Here is a 16241-nt window from a genome sequence, read left to right on the forward strand (position 1 = left end):
TTATAATTAAATAATAATGTTTTATAATTTATTTAATAAACTATTTTTAAGGGAGGCATTATGAATAAAACAATATTAATAATTGAAGATGAATTAAAAATAAGATTTCTTTTAAGAGATTATTTAAAGGCAGAAGGTTTTAATATTTTAGAGGCTTCTGATGGTGATGAAGGATTATTTGTTTTTAAAAGCAATAAAGTTGATCTTATACTTTTAGATATAATGATGCCTAAAATTGATGGAATAACAGTTTTAGAAACTATACGAACAGTGTCTAATCTTCCAATAATTCTTTTAACAGCTAAAGGTCAAGAAGAGGATAAGCTCTTTGGCTATGAAATGGGTGCGGATGATTATGTAACAAAGCCTTTTTCTCCTAAAATTTTAATTGCTAAAATTAAGGCTTTATTAAAAAGAACTGTTTCTGATGATGATGACTTTAATCCTACTCAAGACTATAATGGATTAACTATAAATAAATTAGCTCACGAAGTAAAAATTAATAATGAAGCTTTAACACTTTCTCCAAAGGAATTTGAACTATTAGTTTACTTATCTGATAATATGGGTATCTCTTTAAGCAGAGATGTTATTCTAGATAATGTTTGGGGAATTGATTATTATGGTGACTTAAGAACCGTAGATACAAATATTAAAAGATTACGTGAAAAACTCGGCACAAAGTCTAATTATATTGTAACTGTTAGAGGAAGTGGTTATAAATTTGAGGTCCAAAATGAAAAATAGTATTTCAAAAAAAATAACATTAATAACTTTTGGTCTTATATCAGTAGTATTTTTATTAACTTTTTTATTTCAAAATATGTTTTTTGAAGAATTTTATTTATCCAAAAAAACTGAATCATTAATACTTGATGTTAAGCGAATTAACACATTATATTCATATCAAAATTTCGATACTGATGCATTAAAAAATGCTTTATTAAATTGTGAAGAAAAAAACAATTCACGTATTGCTATTTTTTCTTTAGATGGAAAACTTAAATACTTATCATATCTTGATGATAATAATTTTGATGATATGAAATCTCTTACTGACTTTTGTAATGAGTTATTATCTGAACATGAGTTAATTGAAGAAGTTTTAAGGACTAATAAAATACAAAGTACTATCTTTACTAATAGATATAGCTCATATAAAAAAATAGGAATAATTTCACCAATGTCTCTACAAAGCAAAAACGATTCTATACTTATTTCAGTATCATCAGTTCAGCCAATAAAAGAGGCCGCAACTGTAATTCGCAGCTTTTATTTCTATATATTTATAGGTTTTTTAATTTTAGCAATTTTCTTATCAAGAATTTATTCTAAATTAATAAGTAAACCACTTATTAATTTAAACAATATTGCTAAACGAATGTCAAACCTTGATTTTGAGGCTAAATGTGAAGTAACTTCTGATGATGAAATTGGAAGTCTAGCTAATACACTTAACTTTTTATCATCTAATCTTGAAAATTCGTTGCAGACATTACAAGAAAAAAATCTCCAATTAGAAAGAGATATAGAAAAAGAAAGAAATCTTGAAAATATGAGAAAAGACTTTGTATCAAGTGTAAGTCATGATTTAAAAACACCTCTTGGAATAATCAGTGGATATGCAGAAGGTTTAAAAGACGGAATAGTGTCTGGTAAAGATGCCGAAGCATACCTTGAAACAATAATAGATGAAGCAACTAAAATGAATCTTTTATTAATAAATATGCTTGATTTATCTAAACTTGAATCAGATACTATTAATCTTAATTTAGAATCATTTAATATAGTAAGATTACTTCAAGGAATGGTGAAGAAGTTTGCATTAGAACTGCAAAATAAAGAATTAAAAGTTGCTTTTAATTTACCTCAATATGCATATGTAGAAGGGGATATTATGACATTAGAAAGAGTTGTTCAAAACTTATTATCTAATGCAATAAAATATACTCCTAGGGGAAATACCATTATTATTTCTGTTTTTGAAAGCGAGCTAGTATATTCAATTTCGATTGAAAATCATGGAATTACTATTCCCGAAAAAGAACTTGATAATGTTTTTGCAAAATTCTATAGGCTTGATAAATCTGGAGATAGAAGTAAGAATAGCTACGGTCTTGGTTTAGCTACAGTTAAAAGAATTTTAACTCTTCATAACAGTGATTTTTCAATAAATAATGGTCAAAATAGCGTTATATTTAAATTCACACTAAAAAAACAAGACCTAATAATAACCGAAGATTTTGAATAAAATTACAAATTAAGTAAGAATAAAGAGAGAAAAGTTAAGGTTAAAACATATATTTTAAATTCATCTCAACTGAATTATTCCTTCTCTCTTCTCTCTTACTTATTCTCTTTTCTCTTTAAAGCTACTTCTTCTTTTATTTAAATGTAAACTCGATCTATCTTTTTAAATACTATTTCTTTTTTCACTTCTAATGTTTCTTTATCAACTTCTACCTTAAAAATATTAGGACATCCTTCTTCTCTCCACTTTTTCATAAACTTTGCGTTTGCCTCTAAAATATAGTAATAATTTTCATCAAAATCATCTGAAAACTCTAAATATGCTAATTTACTATATCTATCTATTTTTATATTATTTTTATCTAGATTTTTAATTATTGGAATAAAATATTTTAATGGAATTTCATATTTATATGTGCCCTTTATTTCCTTTCCATCTATTAAAGCTCTTTTTAAAAATCTACTTTCTTTTTCATCTAATTCTTTAAATCCAAGTTTAAATACTGGTTCATTAGATCTATTTTTATCTATTTTTATCTTTATCACATTAATCACCACTTTTATTATAGCTTTACATATTATAGAAATCCGCCATCAACTCTAATAATTTGTCCTGTTAGATATTTACAATCATCATTACATAAAAATAGAACTGCTTTTGCAATTTCACTTACCTCTCCAAATCTACTCATTGGAATTTCATCTATTAATTGATTTTTTTCTTCTTCACTTAAAAAATTATTCATTTCTGTATTTATAACACCTGGTGCTATTGAATTTACTCTTATTCCAAAAGGTGCGACTTCCTTAGATAATGATTTAGTAAATAAATTCAATCCACCCTTTGTAGTTGAATATACAACTTCACAAGATGCACCTGCCTCACCCCAAATAGATGAAATATTAATTATATTACCATACCCCTTTGATATCATATAATTTAATGCATATTTTGATAAATACATAGGTGCTAGAAGATTAGTATTTATCAACATATCAAAATTGTCATCATCAACATCTATAAATAATCCAATTTCTGATTTTGCTGCATTGTTAATTAAAATATCAATTTTTCCAAATGTATCAACAACCTCTTTTATAAGTTCCTTACATTCCATTTTTATAGATATATTTTTTTTTATTATTTTAGCGTAACCACCTAATTCCTTTATTTCTTTTAAGGTCGAATTAGCACCTTCATAATCTCTAGAATAATTTATAATAACACTAGCTCCATTTTTCGCTAGCTCTTTTGCTATTGCTTTTCCAATTCCACGTGATGCACCAGTAACAAGTGCAACTTTCCCTGTTAAATTGCTCATTATTTTCTCCTCTCTAGTTTTATTTATATTATAATTTAAATTTACATTTATATCAAAATAATATATTATTTATTTCTTCTTAATCTTTCCTCTTTAGCATATTGTAAATATGCTGAAATATCTGCAGGACCTGCAATAATTTTTCTAGTTACCCAAAGAGAGCCTGTATCTTGTGCATCTATTATCCACTTTACTAATTCTATTTTTCCTTTTTCTATTTCAATAGCAGTAATTGAAACGGGATAAACACAACATCCATTATTAAAATATGGTGGATCGTATAAATCTGGAAACCTGCTATTATGTGTATGACCACAAATAATCATTGTACAATTATCTCTAGCCCAATTTTGTAATTTTATATCTACTCTACTTCTTTTAGTTTTACTTTTTGCTGATCTTGTTGGATCTTTAAATCCAGCTACACCATTTAAAAATCTCCATATATATCTAACTAAAAACTCATTTACCTTCCATATTTCATTATTACAAAAATCTATTTGATGTCCATGAGTTACTACTATCTTTTCTTGAAGCGGCTTGTATAATAAATTTATTCCTGCATAATATTCATTGTTATTTATAAATTTAATAAACTCTTCACCATAATTAGCACCTATTTTTCTTAAAGCTTTTTCTTGTTTTTTAATGAAATTTTTTTGTTTTTTAATGAAATCATGATTACCATAAATACAGTAAATATTATTTTTACTCTTAAATTTATTAAATAATTTATATATATCATCATAAAAATAGGCTATTTCATTAAAATTCTTATTTTTCCATAATTCATCTCCATCACCAACTTCTATATAAGTATAATTATTTTTCAAATAATATTTTAATGCTGTTATATATATATTTCTATTTGGCAAAAGAGAATCTGCATATGTTCCATCGCCTCTATGAACATCTGAAATTAATACAATTTTACTATCATTATTAAACTCTAAAGTAAATCCATTATCATAAATATCTCTTAATTCTTTTTCTGACATATAATCCCCATTTTTCAATATTATATGGTTATATTATGAATTTAATTTGCTATTTGATAATTTTTATAATTATTTATATAAAATTTGAACTGATAGCACAAACTATAATAAGACTTATTTATATATTAATTTTCTGAAATAACAAAAGAAAAATAAGGAGTAACTAAAATGAATAACTTATTACTAAAAAGAAATAAATTTTTATATAAGATAACTTCATTTATTTTAATTTTATCAAATTTAAGCTGTCTAACTGTAAAAGCATTAGACTCTTCTGAAAATAGTATTTATACATTTCAGCAAGAATCAACTAATTTTTCTAGTGAAAATGATGGTAATGATGAATTAAAACAACAATTTCAACCTTTAATAGAAAACATCTTTTTAAATAGAAATTCAGCTATATTAACTAGAGATTGTGAAGGTTTAAAAGAATTTTATGATTTAGATAAAAAAGTTGGAAAATGGGCTTATGAAAATGAAGTTACTAAAACTAAATATTTTACTAACTGGTGTGAGAAACAATGTGTTTCATTTACAAAGATAAATTCAATAATTAAAGTTTCAAAAGTTAAGGAAATAGAAAAGGATACATACAATGTTATTTGTTATGCGTGTACAAAGTTTTCTTACAGCTACGAGGATCAACCTAATATTGAAAACTATTTTAAACTCGGAACATGTCATTATATAAATTTAAAAAAAGATAATGATAAATATATAATTATAAAAGAATGGTATACTGATCCATTAGCTGATTCATTAGAACTTGACAATATAAATTGTTCTGAAATTAAAACTACTATTTTATCTCACCAAAAACCAGATTTTACAATAGATGAAAGAACTCAAAAAGCTATTGACTACGCACATGAATACTGTGGTATTAGTGATAATGAGGAACATTTATTTAAATATAATAAAGAATATAAAAATTTTAATCCTGATGGTGGAGATTGTGCTAATTTTGCTTCTCAAATTATGTTTGAAGGTGGCGGATTTAAAAAAAATGATATATGGAATTACTGTAATAAAAGTGCTACAAAGGCATGGGTTAATGCCCAAGGCTTTAAAAACTATTTAATAAATAGTGGTCGTGGCTCATACATTGCAAAAGGATACTATTGCGATACATATAAAGATTCTTTTAATCTTAGACCTGGAGATATTGTTGCTTATGAAAAGAAAGGAAGAATAACTCATGTTTCTACTGTTACTGGATTAGATTCTAAAGGTTATCCATTAGTAACTTGTCATAATACCGATAGAATGCTAGTACCTTATGATTTAGGATGGAGCAATAGTAATATTAAATTCCATTTTATTGATGTTCACTATTAAAAAAAAGCGAAGAAACTCTTCGCTTTTTTTAATATTTTAGAATATATGGAAACTTAAAATTACCATGCCAAATACAATAGAAACTATAGACATTAATTTAATTAATATATTAATAGCTGGTCCTGAAGTATCTTTAAATGGATCTCCAACTGTATCTCCAACAACTGCACCCTTATGACATTCTGAACCCTTACCTCCAAAATTACCAGCTTCTATATGCTTTTTGGCATTATCCCAAGCGCCCCCTGAATTAGACATCATAACGGCTAAAACAAATCCACAAATAGTTGCTCCAGCTAATAGTCCTGCAACACCATTAGGTCCTAAAATTATACCAACTGCTAATGGACTTATGATTGCTATTGCAGCAATTACAAGAAGTTCTTTTTGAGATGATTTTGTACAAATATCAACGCAAGAAGCATAATCTGGTTCTGTTTTTCCTTCCATTAATCCTTTTATTTCTTTAAACTGTCTTCTTACTTCTACAACTATTTTACTTGCAGCCCTTCCAACGGCACTCATAGTACAAGATGAAAATGCGAAAGTAACCATTGCACCAATAAATGCCCCAATTAAAACTTGAGGATTTAATATTGATAAATCAAATTCAAATGCTAAATTATTAGTTGTAGCCATTTGTTCAATTGAATTTTTATATGCTGCTATAAATGCTAATGCTGTTAATGCAGCTGATCCAATTGCAAATCCCTTCCCTGTTGCTGCTGTTGTATTTCCTAAAGAGTCTAATGCATCTGTTCTATCTCTTACTTCTGAAGGTAATCCAGCCATCTCTGCTATACCACCTGCATTATCTGCAACTGGACCATAAGCGTCAGTAGCTAAAGTTATTCCTAAAGTAGATAACATTCCTACTGATGATATTGCTATTCCAAAAAGCCCCATATTAAAATTATTAAATCCCCCTGATGCAACAAAACTAATTAAGATAGAACACCCTATAATAATAACAGGCGCTGCAGTAGACTTCATACCTACTGATAAACCAGTTATTATTACAGTTGCAGGTCCTGTTTTTGATGACTCTGCAATACTCTTTGTAGGGCTATAATTATCGCTAGTGTAATATTCAGTAAAGAACCCAATTAATAATCCTGCAATAAGACCACATAAAATAGAGAAATAAACACCAATATTTTCTCTTCCTAAAATGTTATTTACTATAAAGTAAGATGCTATAGCAATAACTATTGCAGAAAAATATGTTCCTCTTCTTAATGCACTTAACAATGCTTTTTGTGATACATCTTCTTTAGACTTAACAAAAAAACTACCAACTATTGAAGCCATTACTCCAATAGAAGCAATCACTATAGGAATTGCAGCACCATTTACTGACAAACCTGCTGCTACAGCTAATGCACAAGATGATAAGATTGACCCCACATATGACTCATAAAGGTCTGCTCCCATGCCGGCTACATCACCTACGTTATCACCTACATTATCTGCTATAACAGCTGGATTTCTTGGATCATCTTCCGGAATACCAATTTCAACTTTTCCAACTAAATCAGCACCTACATCAGCTGCTTTTGTAAATATACCACCACCAACTCTTGCAAAAAGAGCCATTGATGATGCACCCATGCTAAACGTTAACATTGTTGTTGTTATTATAGTTATTCTTTGATCTACTGGAATTGAGCCATAATACCAATTTAAAATAAAATACCAAATACTTAAATCAGTTAATGCTAATCCAACAACAATTAATCCCATTACTGCTCCGCTTGAAAATGCTACTCTTAATCCACTATTTAAGCTTTTAGTACATGCATTTGCAGTTCTACTATTAGAGTTGGTAGCAATTTTCATTCCTAAATATCCACTTAATCCTGAAAAAATACCTCCAGTTAAAAATGCAAATGGCATAAAAATACTCACAAATTTAAATTGAGCTAATATAAATAAAATAATAAACATAATTGCAAAAAATATTCCAACACCTTTATATTGACGCTTTAAAAATGCATTTGCTCCTTTTCTTATGCTACTTGCAATGTACTTCATCCTATCTGTACCTTCATCAACTTTAAATATTGTATAAGTATAAAATGCAGCAAAAATTAATGCCAAACTGGCGCCTACTGGTGCAAAAACTATTAAGTTCATAATTTCTCTCCCCCTCTTTTAAAATAATTTTTATACTTTATTATAATCATTCTATTTACATAATAGAATTTAAATAATAATCAATATTCTTGATATTATGACATTAATTTAATAAATAAAATTTAAATAGACCTTTGTTTTTAAAATATTAAAAAGCAATACAAAATATACCATTATCATAAAAATAATATATTTTATATTGCTTATAAACTTTATTGTAATTTATATAATTAAAATCCCTTTTTCTTAGCTTCAATACCACTTTCATTTAGTGCAGGCTCTTCTATTGTAGTAATATATTGGTTTTTAGGATTATTATTTTGAGATTTTACTCCATTCTTTAAGTAATTTTCCTTAGTATATTCTCTTTTATTTTTCATAGCTTCTCCTTACACAATCTATAAAGTTAATTAAAATTTAGGATCTATTTCATCTCTTTGTATACGTTTTAAATCTTTTAATCTTAAATGTGTTGTATCTATTATTTTATCCCAAGGCTCACCGTCAATAATCATTCTTTTTGCCACGTCTCGGCTTAAAAGTGTATCTAACTTCTTCATTGTTACAACCTCCTTTTATCTTTTGATACTATTATTTTATGGCTTTTTATAAAACTTATTCGAGTTATTAATTTCAAAAACTTACATTAAATTAATTTTATTTTTAGTAATAAAAAATTTTTTTTATTAATATAATTTAACATAATGAAAGGAGAGATGAAAAATGAGTAAACAGAAACGTGGAAAATACATTAAAACACTTCCTAACTGGAGAGGAACTTGTCCTATATGTGGTAGAAAAAGAGTAAAATTAGTTTGGACTAAAAAAGATGAAGAGGGTAATACCATTAATATTTGTAAAAAATGCTCCCTTACTTAAATATTTTAAATATTTATTTATAAAAAGGTATAGTAAAAAATATTTACTATACCTTTTTTTGCATTATTTATTAACGTGTTCTACTCTTCTTCCCTTTAGAACTTCTATTGTTTTTAGTATTTCTGGAATCTTTATTTTGTTTAAAATTATTGCTTCTTTCTTTATTTGAAGAGTTTTTACTACTTTGCTTTCCATTCTTTCTTGAAGAATTTTTACCTTTTGAATTCCCCTTAGATTTTGGTCTAACTAATCCATGTGATTCTTTATATCTTTGCTCCTTAGATTTTATTAAACACTTAGGTCCATTACCTATTAAATCTTCTCTTCCAGCCTTCATTAACGCATCATAAACTATATTATAATTTTTTGGATTGCTAAACTGTAAAAGTGCTCTTTGCATAGCTTTTTCTTCCTTAGTCTTAGGAACATATACAGGCTTCATTGTTATAGGATCTAAACCAGTATAGAAAATTGTAGTTGATAAAGTTCCTGGTGTTGGATAAAAATCTTGTACTTGTTCTGGTTGATATTTTATATCTCTTAAATATTCTGCAAGTTCTATTGCTTCCTTTAATGTACTTCCTGGATGGCTTGACATTAAGTATGGAATAATATATTGCTTCTTCCCAGCTTTTTCAGTTAATTTAAAGAACTTTTGTCTAAATTGCTCATAAGTCTTTCCTGCCGGTTTTCCCATATGTTTTAATACTTCTTCAGATACATGCTCTGGTGCAACTTTTAATTGACCACTTACATGATGTTCAACTAACTCTTTAAAAAATGTATCATCCTTATCAGCCATTACGTAATCATATCTTATTCCTGAACGTACAAACACCTTTTTTATTTTAGGTAAACTTCTTACACTTCTTAGTACGTCTATAAATTCTTTATGATCTACCTCCATATTCTTACATACGCCTGGACTTAAACATTGTTTAGTTTTACATGCACCTATAGTTAATTGGTGCTTACATGCTGGTTTTCTAAAGTTTGCTGTAGGTCCACCAACATCATGAATATATCCTTTGAAATCCTTCATCTCTGTCATTTCTTTTGCTTCTTTTACTATTGATTCTTTACTTCTACTTTGAACAGCTCTTCCTTGATGGAATGTTATTGCACAGAATGAACAATTTCCAAAGCATCCTCTTGATCCTACTATACTAAACTTAACCTCTTCTAATGCTGGAATTCCTCCCATTGGTTCGTAAATAGGATGATACTCTTTTGTAAATGGTAAATCATAAACAGCGTCTAATTCTTCTCTATTTAAAATAACTTCTGGTTTATTTACTACTAGGAATTTATCACCTTGATCTTGAACTATGGTTCTTCCTCTCATAGGATCTTGTTCTTGATATGTAACCTTAAAAGCTTCGCAATACTTAATTTTGTCACTAGAAACTTCTTTATATGAAGGAATTACAATATGATCTTCATATATTTCATCTAAGCTATCAGCTAAATAACATGTTCCTGGTATATGTCTTATGTACTTTGCATCAAATCCTTCATTTAAATAATTAGCAACCTCTACAATTTGCTTCTCACTCATTCCATATATTAAAAGATCAGCTCCACTATCTGTTAATATTGACTTTCTAACTTTATCAGCCCAATAATCATAATGAGCAAATCTTCTAAGGCTTGCTTCTACTCCACCAATGCAAATATTTATATTTTTATATGCTTCTCTAATCTTATTACAGTAAACTATAGTTGCTCTATCAGGTCTAAGACCCATTTTCCCACCTGGAGAATATAAATCTTTTTCTCTTACTCTCTTACTTACAGTATAATGATTAACCATAGAATCCATATTTCCCGCATTAACTAAAAATGCAAGTCTAGGTCTTCCAAGCTTCATAAAATCATCTGTATTATGCCAATCAGGTTGAGCTATAATACCTACCTTATATCCTGCATGTTCCAATACTCTAGAAATAACTGCAGTACCAAAACTATGATGGTCAACATATGCATCTCCTGTTACAATTATGAAGTCACATTGTTCCCAACCTCTTTCCTCCATATCAGCCTTACTTATAGGTAAAAATTTATTATTCATTTAATCACATCTTTCATCATTTTCTTTTCGCATCTATTTAAAATACTTTTTCTTATAATTCGACATCTATTAATATACCATCTAATTTTATTCTTGTTAATACTTCGTGTGAAATTACCATAATATTTATTTATAACTTAATTATTTCCTAATATATAATTTTAAATCTTTTAATTCTTTTTAAATAAAAAAAATAAAACTTGATTTAACTTTTCTTATTTACTATAAGAAATTTTTATCAAGATTTATTTTCTGTAAATTTATGTTGTTTTAAAATGATAATGTATTACTTAAATAGGTTCCTAATCTTTTGAGCATAAATGGGTTTTTATCTATACCTTCAAATAATGCTAATATTTGATTTTTATTTAAATCCATATGATTTTCTAATTCATCAAGCATATTATCATCCTCAAATTCCCGTACAAGTTCCTTTCCTATATCATTTACAGTCCTAAAGAACTCTAACTTACTAAATATTCCAAATGTTTTATTACCTCTTGAATTTGTTATATTAACAAATTTTTTCAATTTATCTAAAGTAAAATTATTTCTTAAATTATTTACTATTTCATAATCATGTCTTATCTCTCTTAAAATATCATACTTTTCATTATTATCAGTTTCTTCAATAAGATCTATAGTCTCATAATCGTCTAATGCATCTAAAAATATGGTATCTTCTGCTCTTCCAAAGGCTTTAGTTATATAAGTTGATGGTATTACAACAAACTTAATAAATCCAATAAGCTCTTGTGTTGATTTAAATGAATACCAGTTACAAAAGAAATCTCTACTATAAGAGTTTATTAAAGAAAACTTTAATACATATGCATTAGGTTTAATATCCACATTATCTTGATTCATTAAATAATTTTGCCAATAATAAATTAAATCATACTTTTTCAAGACTACACCTCCCAACACTATAGATTATTGTTTCTTTTAGCTTGTACATTTGTATATATAAAACTTCTTTTTATATATTTATGATTATGATTTATAACATTATTTTATCCATAATTTATATTTTTATTACTATTTCCCCATCTCCCTCCCCCTAAAATTTAAATATAAAGCTACAAAAACTATGTAGCTTTATATTTAATCAAGTTTTGAAAGTTCTTCACAATATTTATCTATAGATTGTGAAACACATTCCATTAAAAGTTTTTGATATGATGGATCTGATAACATCTTATCTTCGTTATAATTACTCATAAATCCCATTTCTAATATAACTACCGGTACTCTCGACCAATTAAATCCTGTTATATCACTTCTTTCAAATATTCCATTAACCTTAACATTATTATCTTGTAATTTTTGCTTTAAAATTTCAGCATATCTATTGCTTTCACAATAAATATTTTTAGTATGCTGACCATCTTTTGATGGCACTAAAATTGTAGCTCCAGTTTTCCCACCATCATTAACGCTATCACAATGAATTCTAATTGTAATATTCGCATTTGCATTATTAGCAATTTCAGCCCTCTCTGCATTACTAATATTAACATCTTCAGTTTCTCTGGTCATAATCACATTATAGTTTTTTTGAGTTAATAAATCCTTTAATATCATTGATGCTTCTAAATTCACAACATGTTCTGCCCTTTTTGTTGCAACTCCAGCTGTTCCTGATGATACTCTTGGTTTTTTATTACTAGAACCTGGTGCAACAGGTTCCACTTTGCTATCTCCCTTCCCTTGATGCCCTGGGTCTATACATACCTTAAACCCCTCACCTTTTTCATCTAATTTATAAGCTTTTATAGATATTGATGTAATTAAATTGAATATAATTAATATAAATATTAAAGATATAAAAAATTTTTTTCTCATTATTCCTCCATTTATTTTAATTAATTAAGAGGCCAATACTTAAGTATTTAGCCTCTTATATTTTTTATTTAGGATACATATTTATTAGTAATAAAAATCCTGGAATCCAAGCAGTGAATATTCCATCAAATACTGAAAGATATCCTACAAACTTTCCTAAATCCTTTTTCATTACAAGTTCTATAAATCCAGTTAACCATAATAAGCCCCATAATAACCATATAAAAATCCAATATATATTTCCAACTGTAAAATCTATAAATTTTAAAGTACTACCATCGATAAATGCTAAAGGTATAGTATTTATTGCAACAAATAAGCAATACCATCCATATAACCTTCCATCTAAATTAAAAATACTTCTTGCTGCAATATATAAATAAGTAAATCCAAATAATAATCCTGTTCCTGCAGCAAAATAATTACCTTGTATTACTGCTACTATGTTCAAAATAAAGGACAACATACCAGTAAATACATTAAATACAGCACTTGATTTTGCATCTACATCACAAAGTCTTCCTATTCCATTTAAAATAAGAACTACTCCAACATAGATTAAAACTACTCCTAACATATTTCTCCTCCTTTGTGTTTTCTCTAAAATATTCTATTAATCCACTTTAGTTTCATAGCTTTCCCCAAAGAATTCTTTATCTAATCCTTTTCTTTGAACTTCTTCACTTACTTTAATTGATTTAATCATATCTACCACTTTGAATATTATAAATGTTACTAAAATAGAATAAACTCCTATTATTGCAGCTCCTAAAGCTTGAATTAAAAATTGGTGTAATCCTGCACTAACTCCATTTACACGTGGATCTGCAAAAATTCCAATTAATAAAATACCTAATAATCCGCCCATTCCATGTACTCCCCAAACATCTAATGCATCATCCCACATTTTTCTTTCAAACTCAACACAGAAGAAACATACTAATGCACCTAGTGCACCTATAATTAACGCACTTAAAGGAGTAATATATCCTGATGCAGGTGTTACTGTTGCAAGACCTGCCACCGCTCCAATTATTGCTTCAAGAAATGATGCTCTCTTAGCATGCATTACATGTAAAATTAACCATACTATCATTCCTGATGCTGAAGCTACACCTGTATTTGTAAAAACGATTGCTGCTATATCTGCTGCAGCTATTGTTCCACCTGCATTAAATCCAAACCATCCAAATAGTAATAAACCTGCCCCTATTGCAACTAATCCTAAATTGAAAGGTCCTTTTTCATTTTTAACTTTTCTTTCTCCAAGAACATAAATACCACCCAGACATCCAAATCCAGATGTTATATGTATTACAGCTCCACCAGCGAAATCAACAAATCCTAATTTACTTAGGAATCCACCACCCCAAACCCAATGTGCAACTGGGAAATATATTAAAATCATCCATAGTATCAAAATTTTAATCCATCCACCAACTGTTAATCTATTTGCAAATGCACCTGTCATTAAAGGTGCTGTAATAATTGCAAACATCATTTGATACATAAAAAATAATATAAATGGTATTGTTTCGCTATACCTTAAATCTACTGTGAATGTTACATCATTAAATGCAAAAAATTGAAATGGATTTCCTATAACTCCACCAATATCATCACCAAATACTAGACTAAATCCTCCAAATATCCATAATAAAGCTACTATACCTATCGCAATAAATACTTGAAACATTATAGTTAGGGCATTTTTTCGTTCAACTAAACCACCATAAAAAAATGCTAACCCTGGTGTCATAATTAAAACAAGTGTTGTAGCTAATATCATAAAGGCTACGTCACCATGAATAATCATAGAATCACTCCCTTAATTTTTCATTTGATTGACTCTTAACTAAAATTTTTAGTACTTTCTTATAATTAAATCTTTAGATCCTAAAAAGTTTTTTCTAATATAATTATGACAAGCCCCTATTACTTGCTCTATATGTTGTGTCAAATTTCCTAATACTCTGAGAACAAATCCATTAACCTCTAATTTTGATATTCCAAAATCTACAGGTAGATTTAATTTTCTAATTATTCCTCTTAATTCTTCTATTACTTTATCATCCACATTATTATTAATAACTAATAATGTTCCAAAGTTTAGATATTCCTCAAAAAAACCTAACTTTGTTACATCATTATTATTAGGATTAACAATTAAATTATCTAATAATACCAACTTATTATTTACAAATACATTGCTTTTTAACTGTACACTATTATACTTAAAATTTTCCCCTTCCGGAGACCATCCGGCCGTAATTCCATCACTATAAATTAATGTTGAAGTTTCATCTAAATATATATTATTAACCTGCTTATATATAGCATCTTTATATAAAATAACATTATCAGTTATATATTCTAAGATACTATTTTTCCCTAACTCTATTTCTGTTTCTTGTTGTGTCTTAATATTATTTAAACACTTATATACCTTTGCTGCTGCTTGAGTTGTTATAATAGCTCTTGCATCATCTTTTAATTTAAATATATTCTTATATTTTTCTCCTTCAATATATCCTCCACCAAGTTGTAATAAATAAAATGTAGGTATATTTTCTCTATCCATTTTGATAGTTGGAGATACCTTTACTAATCCTTCATAAAACTTTTTAGTTGCAATTGTTTTATTATCTTTCTTTTCTAATACTAAATCTATTAATCCAGAATATTCACTTTTAATTTTAGCTTCCTTAAACATCCTATGAAATTCCTTCTAATAAGCAATTTTTCTTAATCCAACTAATTACACTTTGAATTCCTTCATCAGTCTTAAGGTTAGTAAAAATAAAACTATTCTCATCTCTAAAAGCTAATGTATCTTGTCTCATAATTTCTAAATTTGCTCCAACATATGGTGCTAAATCAATTTTATTTATAATAAATAAATCACTCTTTATCATACCTTGACCTGCTTTTCTAGGGATTTTTTCTCCTTGTGCAACATCAATAATATATACTGAAAAATCTACCAAATCCGGGCTAAATGTTGCAGCTAAATTATCTCCACCACTTTCTAAGAAAATAATATCTAAGTCATTAAATCTTCTTTTCAATTCTTCTAATGCTTCAAAATTCATTGATGCATCTTCTCTTATTGCAGTGTGTGGACATCCTCCTGTTTCAACTCCAATAACATGATCTTCGCTTAAAACAGAGTTTTTAACCATAAATTTAGCATCTTCTTTAGTATAAATATCATTAGTTATAACAGCACATTTATATTCACTATTCATTACTCTTGTTAATCTTTCTATAAGTAATGTTTTACCACTACCTACCGGTCCTCCTACCCCTATAACTACTGGTTTCATATACAACACCCTTTCAAAATTTTATTTATTTGAATTATGAATGAGAAACTCATTCATAATTCAATATAAAGCT

The 16241-nt window shown here is 27.6% G+C and carries 17 protein-coding genes; 4 read left to right on the forward strand and 13 right to left on the reverse strand.

Going from position 1 to position 16241, the window contains the following annotated elements:
- The first annotated feature begins 60 nt into the window (after positions 1–60).
- Both I4V51_RS16135 and I4V51_RS16140 read left to right on the forward strand, forming a co-directional pair.
- Positions 61–747, forward strand: a complete 687-nt coding sequence (locus tag I4V51_RS16135) for a response regulator transcription factor (protein ID WP_195989464.1) — start codon at positions 61–63, stop codon at positions 745–747.
- The gene (locus tag I4V51_RS16140) at positions 737–2251 is read left to right on the forward strand and encodes a HAMP domain-containing sensor histidine kinase (RefSeq protein ID WP_195989465.1); all 1515 of its coding nucleotides are present in this window, start codon (positions 737–739) and stop codon (positions 2249–2251) included. Before I4V51_RS16135 ends, I4V51_RS16140 begins: the two co-directional genes overlap by 11 nt.
- Before the next feature lie 137 nt (positions 2252–2388).
- Here I4V51_RS16140 and I4V51_RS16145 read toward each other — a convergent pair whose 3' ends face one another.
- The 3 genes from I4V51_RS16145 to I4V51_RS16155 all read right to left on the reverse strand — a co-directional run bounded on the left by I4V51_RS16145 (position 2389) and on the right by I4V51_RS16155 (position 4570).
- Positions 2389–2796, reverse strand: coding sequence for a hypothetical protein (locus I4V51_RS16145; protein ID WP_195989466.1), 408 nt, complete (start codon positions 2794–2796; stop codon positions 2389–2391).
- Between the two features lie 32 nt (positions 2797–2828).
- A complete protein-coding gene (locus I4V51_RS16150) occupies positions 2829–3572 on the reverse strand; it encodes an SDR family oxidoreductase (RefSeq protein WP_195989467.1) in 744 nt (247 codons plus the stop codon).
- A gap of 65 nt (positions 3573–3637) precedes the next feature.
- A complete protein-coding gene (locus I4V51_RS16155) occupies positions 3638–4570 on the reverse strand; it encodes a metallophosphoesterase (protein WP_195989468.1) in 933 nt (310 codons plus the stop codon).
- A gap of 168 nt (positions 4571–4738) precedes the next feature.
- Here I4V51_RS16155 and I4V51_RS16160 point away from each other — a divergent pair, with 168 nt between their 5' ends.
- The gene (locus tag I4V51_RS16160; RefSeq protein WP_195989469.1) at positions 4739–5911 is read left to right on the forward strand and encodes an amidase domain-containing protein; all 1173 of its coding nucleotides are present in this window, start codon (positions 4739–4741) and stop codon (positions 5909–5911) included.
- A gap of 36 nt (positions 5912–5947) precedes the next feature.
- Here I4V51_RS16160 and I4V51_RS16165 read toward each other — a convergent pair whose 3' ends face one another.
- The 3 genes from I4V51_RS16165 to I4V51_RS16175 all read right to left on the reverse strand — a co-directional run bounded on the left by I4V51_RS16165 (position 5948) and on the right by I4V51_RS16175 (position 8607).
- Positions 5948–8047, reverse strand: a complete 2100-nt coding sequence (locus tag I4V51_RS16165; RefSeq protein ID WP_195989470.1) for a sodium-translocating pyrophosphatase — start codon at positions 8045–8047, stop codon at positions 5948–5950.
- A gap of 230 nt (positions 8048–8277) precedes the next feature.
- A complete protein-coding gene (locus tag I4V51_RS16170; protein WP_195989471.1) occupies positions 8278–8427 on the reverse strand; it encodes a hypothetical protein in 150 nt (49 codons plus the stop codon).
- A 30-nt stretch (positions 8428–8457) separates the two neighbouring features.
- Entirely contained in the window at positions 8458–8607 is a 150-nt protein-coding gene (locus I4V51_RS16175) for a hypothetical protein (RefSeq protein ID WP_195989472.1), read from the reverse strand.
- 163 nt (positions 8608–8770) lie between these two features.
- Here I4V51_RS16175 and I4V51_RS16180 point away from each other — a divergent pair, with 163 nt between their 5' ends.
- Positions 8771–8926 carry a hypothetical protein gene (locus I4V51_RS16180; RefSeq protein ID WP_195989473.1) on the forward strand — a complete coding sequence of 52 codons (156 nt, stop codon included), beginning with the start codon at positions 8771–8773 and terminating at the stop codon, positions 8924–8926.
- Between the two features lie 70 nt (positions 8927–8996).
- Here the strand turns inward: I4V51_RS16180 and I4V51_RS16185 are convergent, their stop codons facing one another.
- The 7 genes from I4V51_RS16185 to ureG all read right to left on the reverse strand — a co-directional run bounded on the left by I4V51_RS16185 (position 8997) and on the right by ureG (position 16168).
- The gene (locus I4V51_RS16185) at positions 8997–10997 is read right to left on the reverse strand and encodes a YgiQ family radical SAM protein (protein WP_195989474.1); all 2001 of its coding nucleotides are present in this window, start codon (positions 10995–10997) and stop codon (positions 8997–8999) included.
- Positions 10998–11267: 270 nt separating this feature from the next.
- On the reverse strand, positions 11268–11906 hold the full coding sequence (locus I4V51_RS16190) for a hypothetical protein (RefSeq protein ID WP_195989475.1): 639 nt from the start codon (positions 11904–11906) through the stop codon (positions 11268–11270).
- A gap of 195 nt (positions 11907–12101) precedes the next feature.
- Positions 12102–12842 (reverse strand): N-acetylmuramoyl-L-alanine amidase, encoded by a 741-nt coding sequence (locus I4V51_RS16195; RefSeq protein ID WP_195989476.1) that lies wholly within the window; start codon positions 12840–12842, stop codon positions 12102–12104.
- A gap of 64 nt (positions 12843–12906) precedes the next feature.
- The gene (locus tag I4V51_RS16200; protein WP_195989477.1) at positions 12907–13419 is read right to left on the reverse strand and encodes an AmiS/UreI family transporter; all 513 of its coding nucleotides are present in this window, start codon (positions 13417–13419) and stop codon (positions 12907–12909) included.
- 36 nt (positions 13420–13455) lie between these two features.
- A complete protein-coding gene (locus I4V51_RS16205) occupies positions 13456–14658 on the reverse strand; it encodes an ammonium transporter (RefSeq protein WP_195989478.1) in 1203 nt (400 codons plus the stop codon).
- 48 nt (positions 14659–14706) lie between these two features.
- Complete coding sequence (locus I4V51_RS16210) at positions 14707–15555, reverse strand: urease accessory protein UreD (protein WP_195989479.1); 849 nt, start codon at positions 15553–15555, stop codon at positions 14707–14709.
- 1 nt (position 15556) lies between these two features.
- Positions 15557–16168 carry an urease accessory protein UreG gene (gene ureG, locus I4V51_RS16215; RefSeq protein ID WP_195989480.1) on the reverse strand — a complete coding sequence of 204 codons (612 nt, stop codon included), beginning with the start codon at positions 16166–16168 and terminating at the stop codon, positions 15557–15559.
- Between the last annotated feature and the right edge of the window lie 73 nt (positions 16169–16241).

The organism is Clostridium sp. D53t1_180928_C8 (assembly GCF_015667795.1).
Lineage (GTDB): Bacteria > Bacillota > Clostridia > Clostridiales > Clostridiaceae > Clostridium.

Bases quoted from the DNA above. Each gene is read 5' to 3' on its own strand.
- I4V51_RS16135 (WP_195989464.1), top strand. From the start codon at position 61: ATGAATAAAACAATATTAATAATTGAAGATGAATTAAAAATAAGATTT.
- I4V51_RS16140 (WP_195989465.1), top strand. From the start codon at position 737: ATGAAAAATAGTATTTCAAAAAAAATAACATTAATAACTTTTGGTCTT.
- I4V51_RS16150 (WP_195989467.1), bottom strand. From the start codon at position 3,572: ATGAGCAATTTAACAGGGAAAGTTGCACTTGTTACTGGTGCATCACGT.
- I4V51_RS16155 (WP_195989468.1), bottom strand. From the start codon at position 4,570: ATGTCAGAAAAAGAATTAAGAGATATTTATGATAATGGATTTACTTTA.
- I4V51_RS16160 (WP_195989469.1), top strand. From the start codon at position 4,739: ATGAATAACTTATTACTAAAAAGAAATAAATTTTTATATAAGATAACT.
- I4V51_RS16165 (WP_195989470.1), bottom strand. From the start codon at position 8,047: ATGAACTTAATAGTTTTTGCACCAGTAGGCGCCAGTTTGGCATTAATT.
- I4V51_RS16170 (WP_195989471.1), bottom strand. From the start codon at position 8,427: ATGAAAAATAAAAGAGAATATACTAAGGAAAATTACTTAAAGAATGGA.
- I4V51_RS16175 (WP_195989472.1), bottom strand. From the start codon at position 8,607: ATGAAGAAGTTAGATACACTTTTAAGCCGAGACGTGGCAAAAAGAATG.
- I4V51_RS16180 (WP_195989473.1), top strand. From the start codon at position 8,771: ATGAGTAAACAGAAACGTGGAAAATACATTAAAACACTTCCTAACTGG.
- I4V51_RS16185 (WP_195989474.1), bottom strand. From the start codon at position 10,997: ATGAATAATAAATTTTTACCTATAAGTAAGGCTGATATGGAGGAAAGA.
- I4V51_RS16195 (WP_195989476.1), bottom strand. From the start codon at position 12,842: ATGAGAAAAAAATTTTTTATATCTTTAATATTTATATTAATTATATTC.
- I4V51_RS16200 (WP_195989477.1), bottom strand. From the start codon at position 13,419: ATGTTAGGAGTAGTTTTAATCTATGTTGGAGTAGTTCTTATTTTAAAT.
- I4V51_RS16205 (WP_195989478.1), bottom strand. From the start codon at position 14,658: ATGATTATTCATGGTGACGTAGCCTTTATGATATTAGCTACAACACTT.
- I4V51_RS16210 (WP_195989479.1), bottom strand. From the start codon at position 15,555: ATGTTTAAGGAAGCTAAAATTAAAAGTGAATATTCTGGATTAATAGAT.
- ureG (WP_195989480.1), bottom strand. From the start codon at position 16,168: ATGAAACCAGTAGTTATAGGGGTAGGAGGACCGGTAGGTAGTGGTAAA.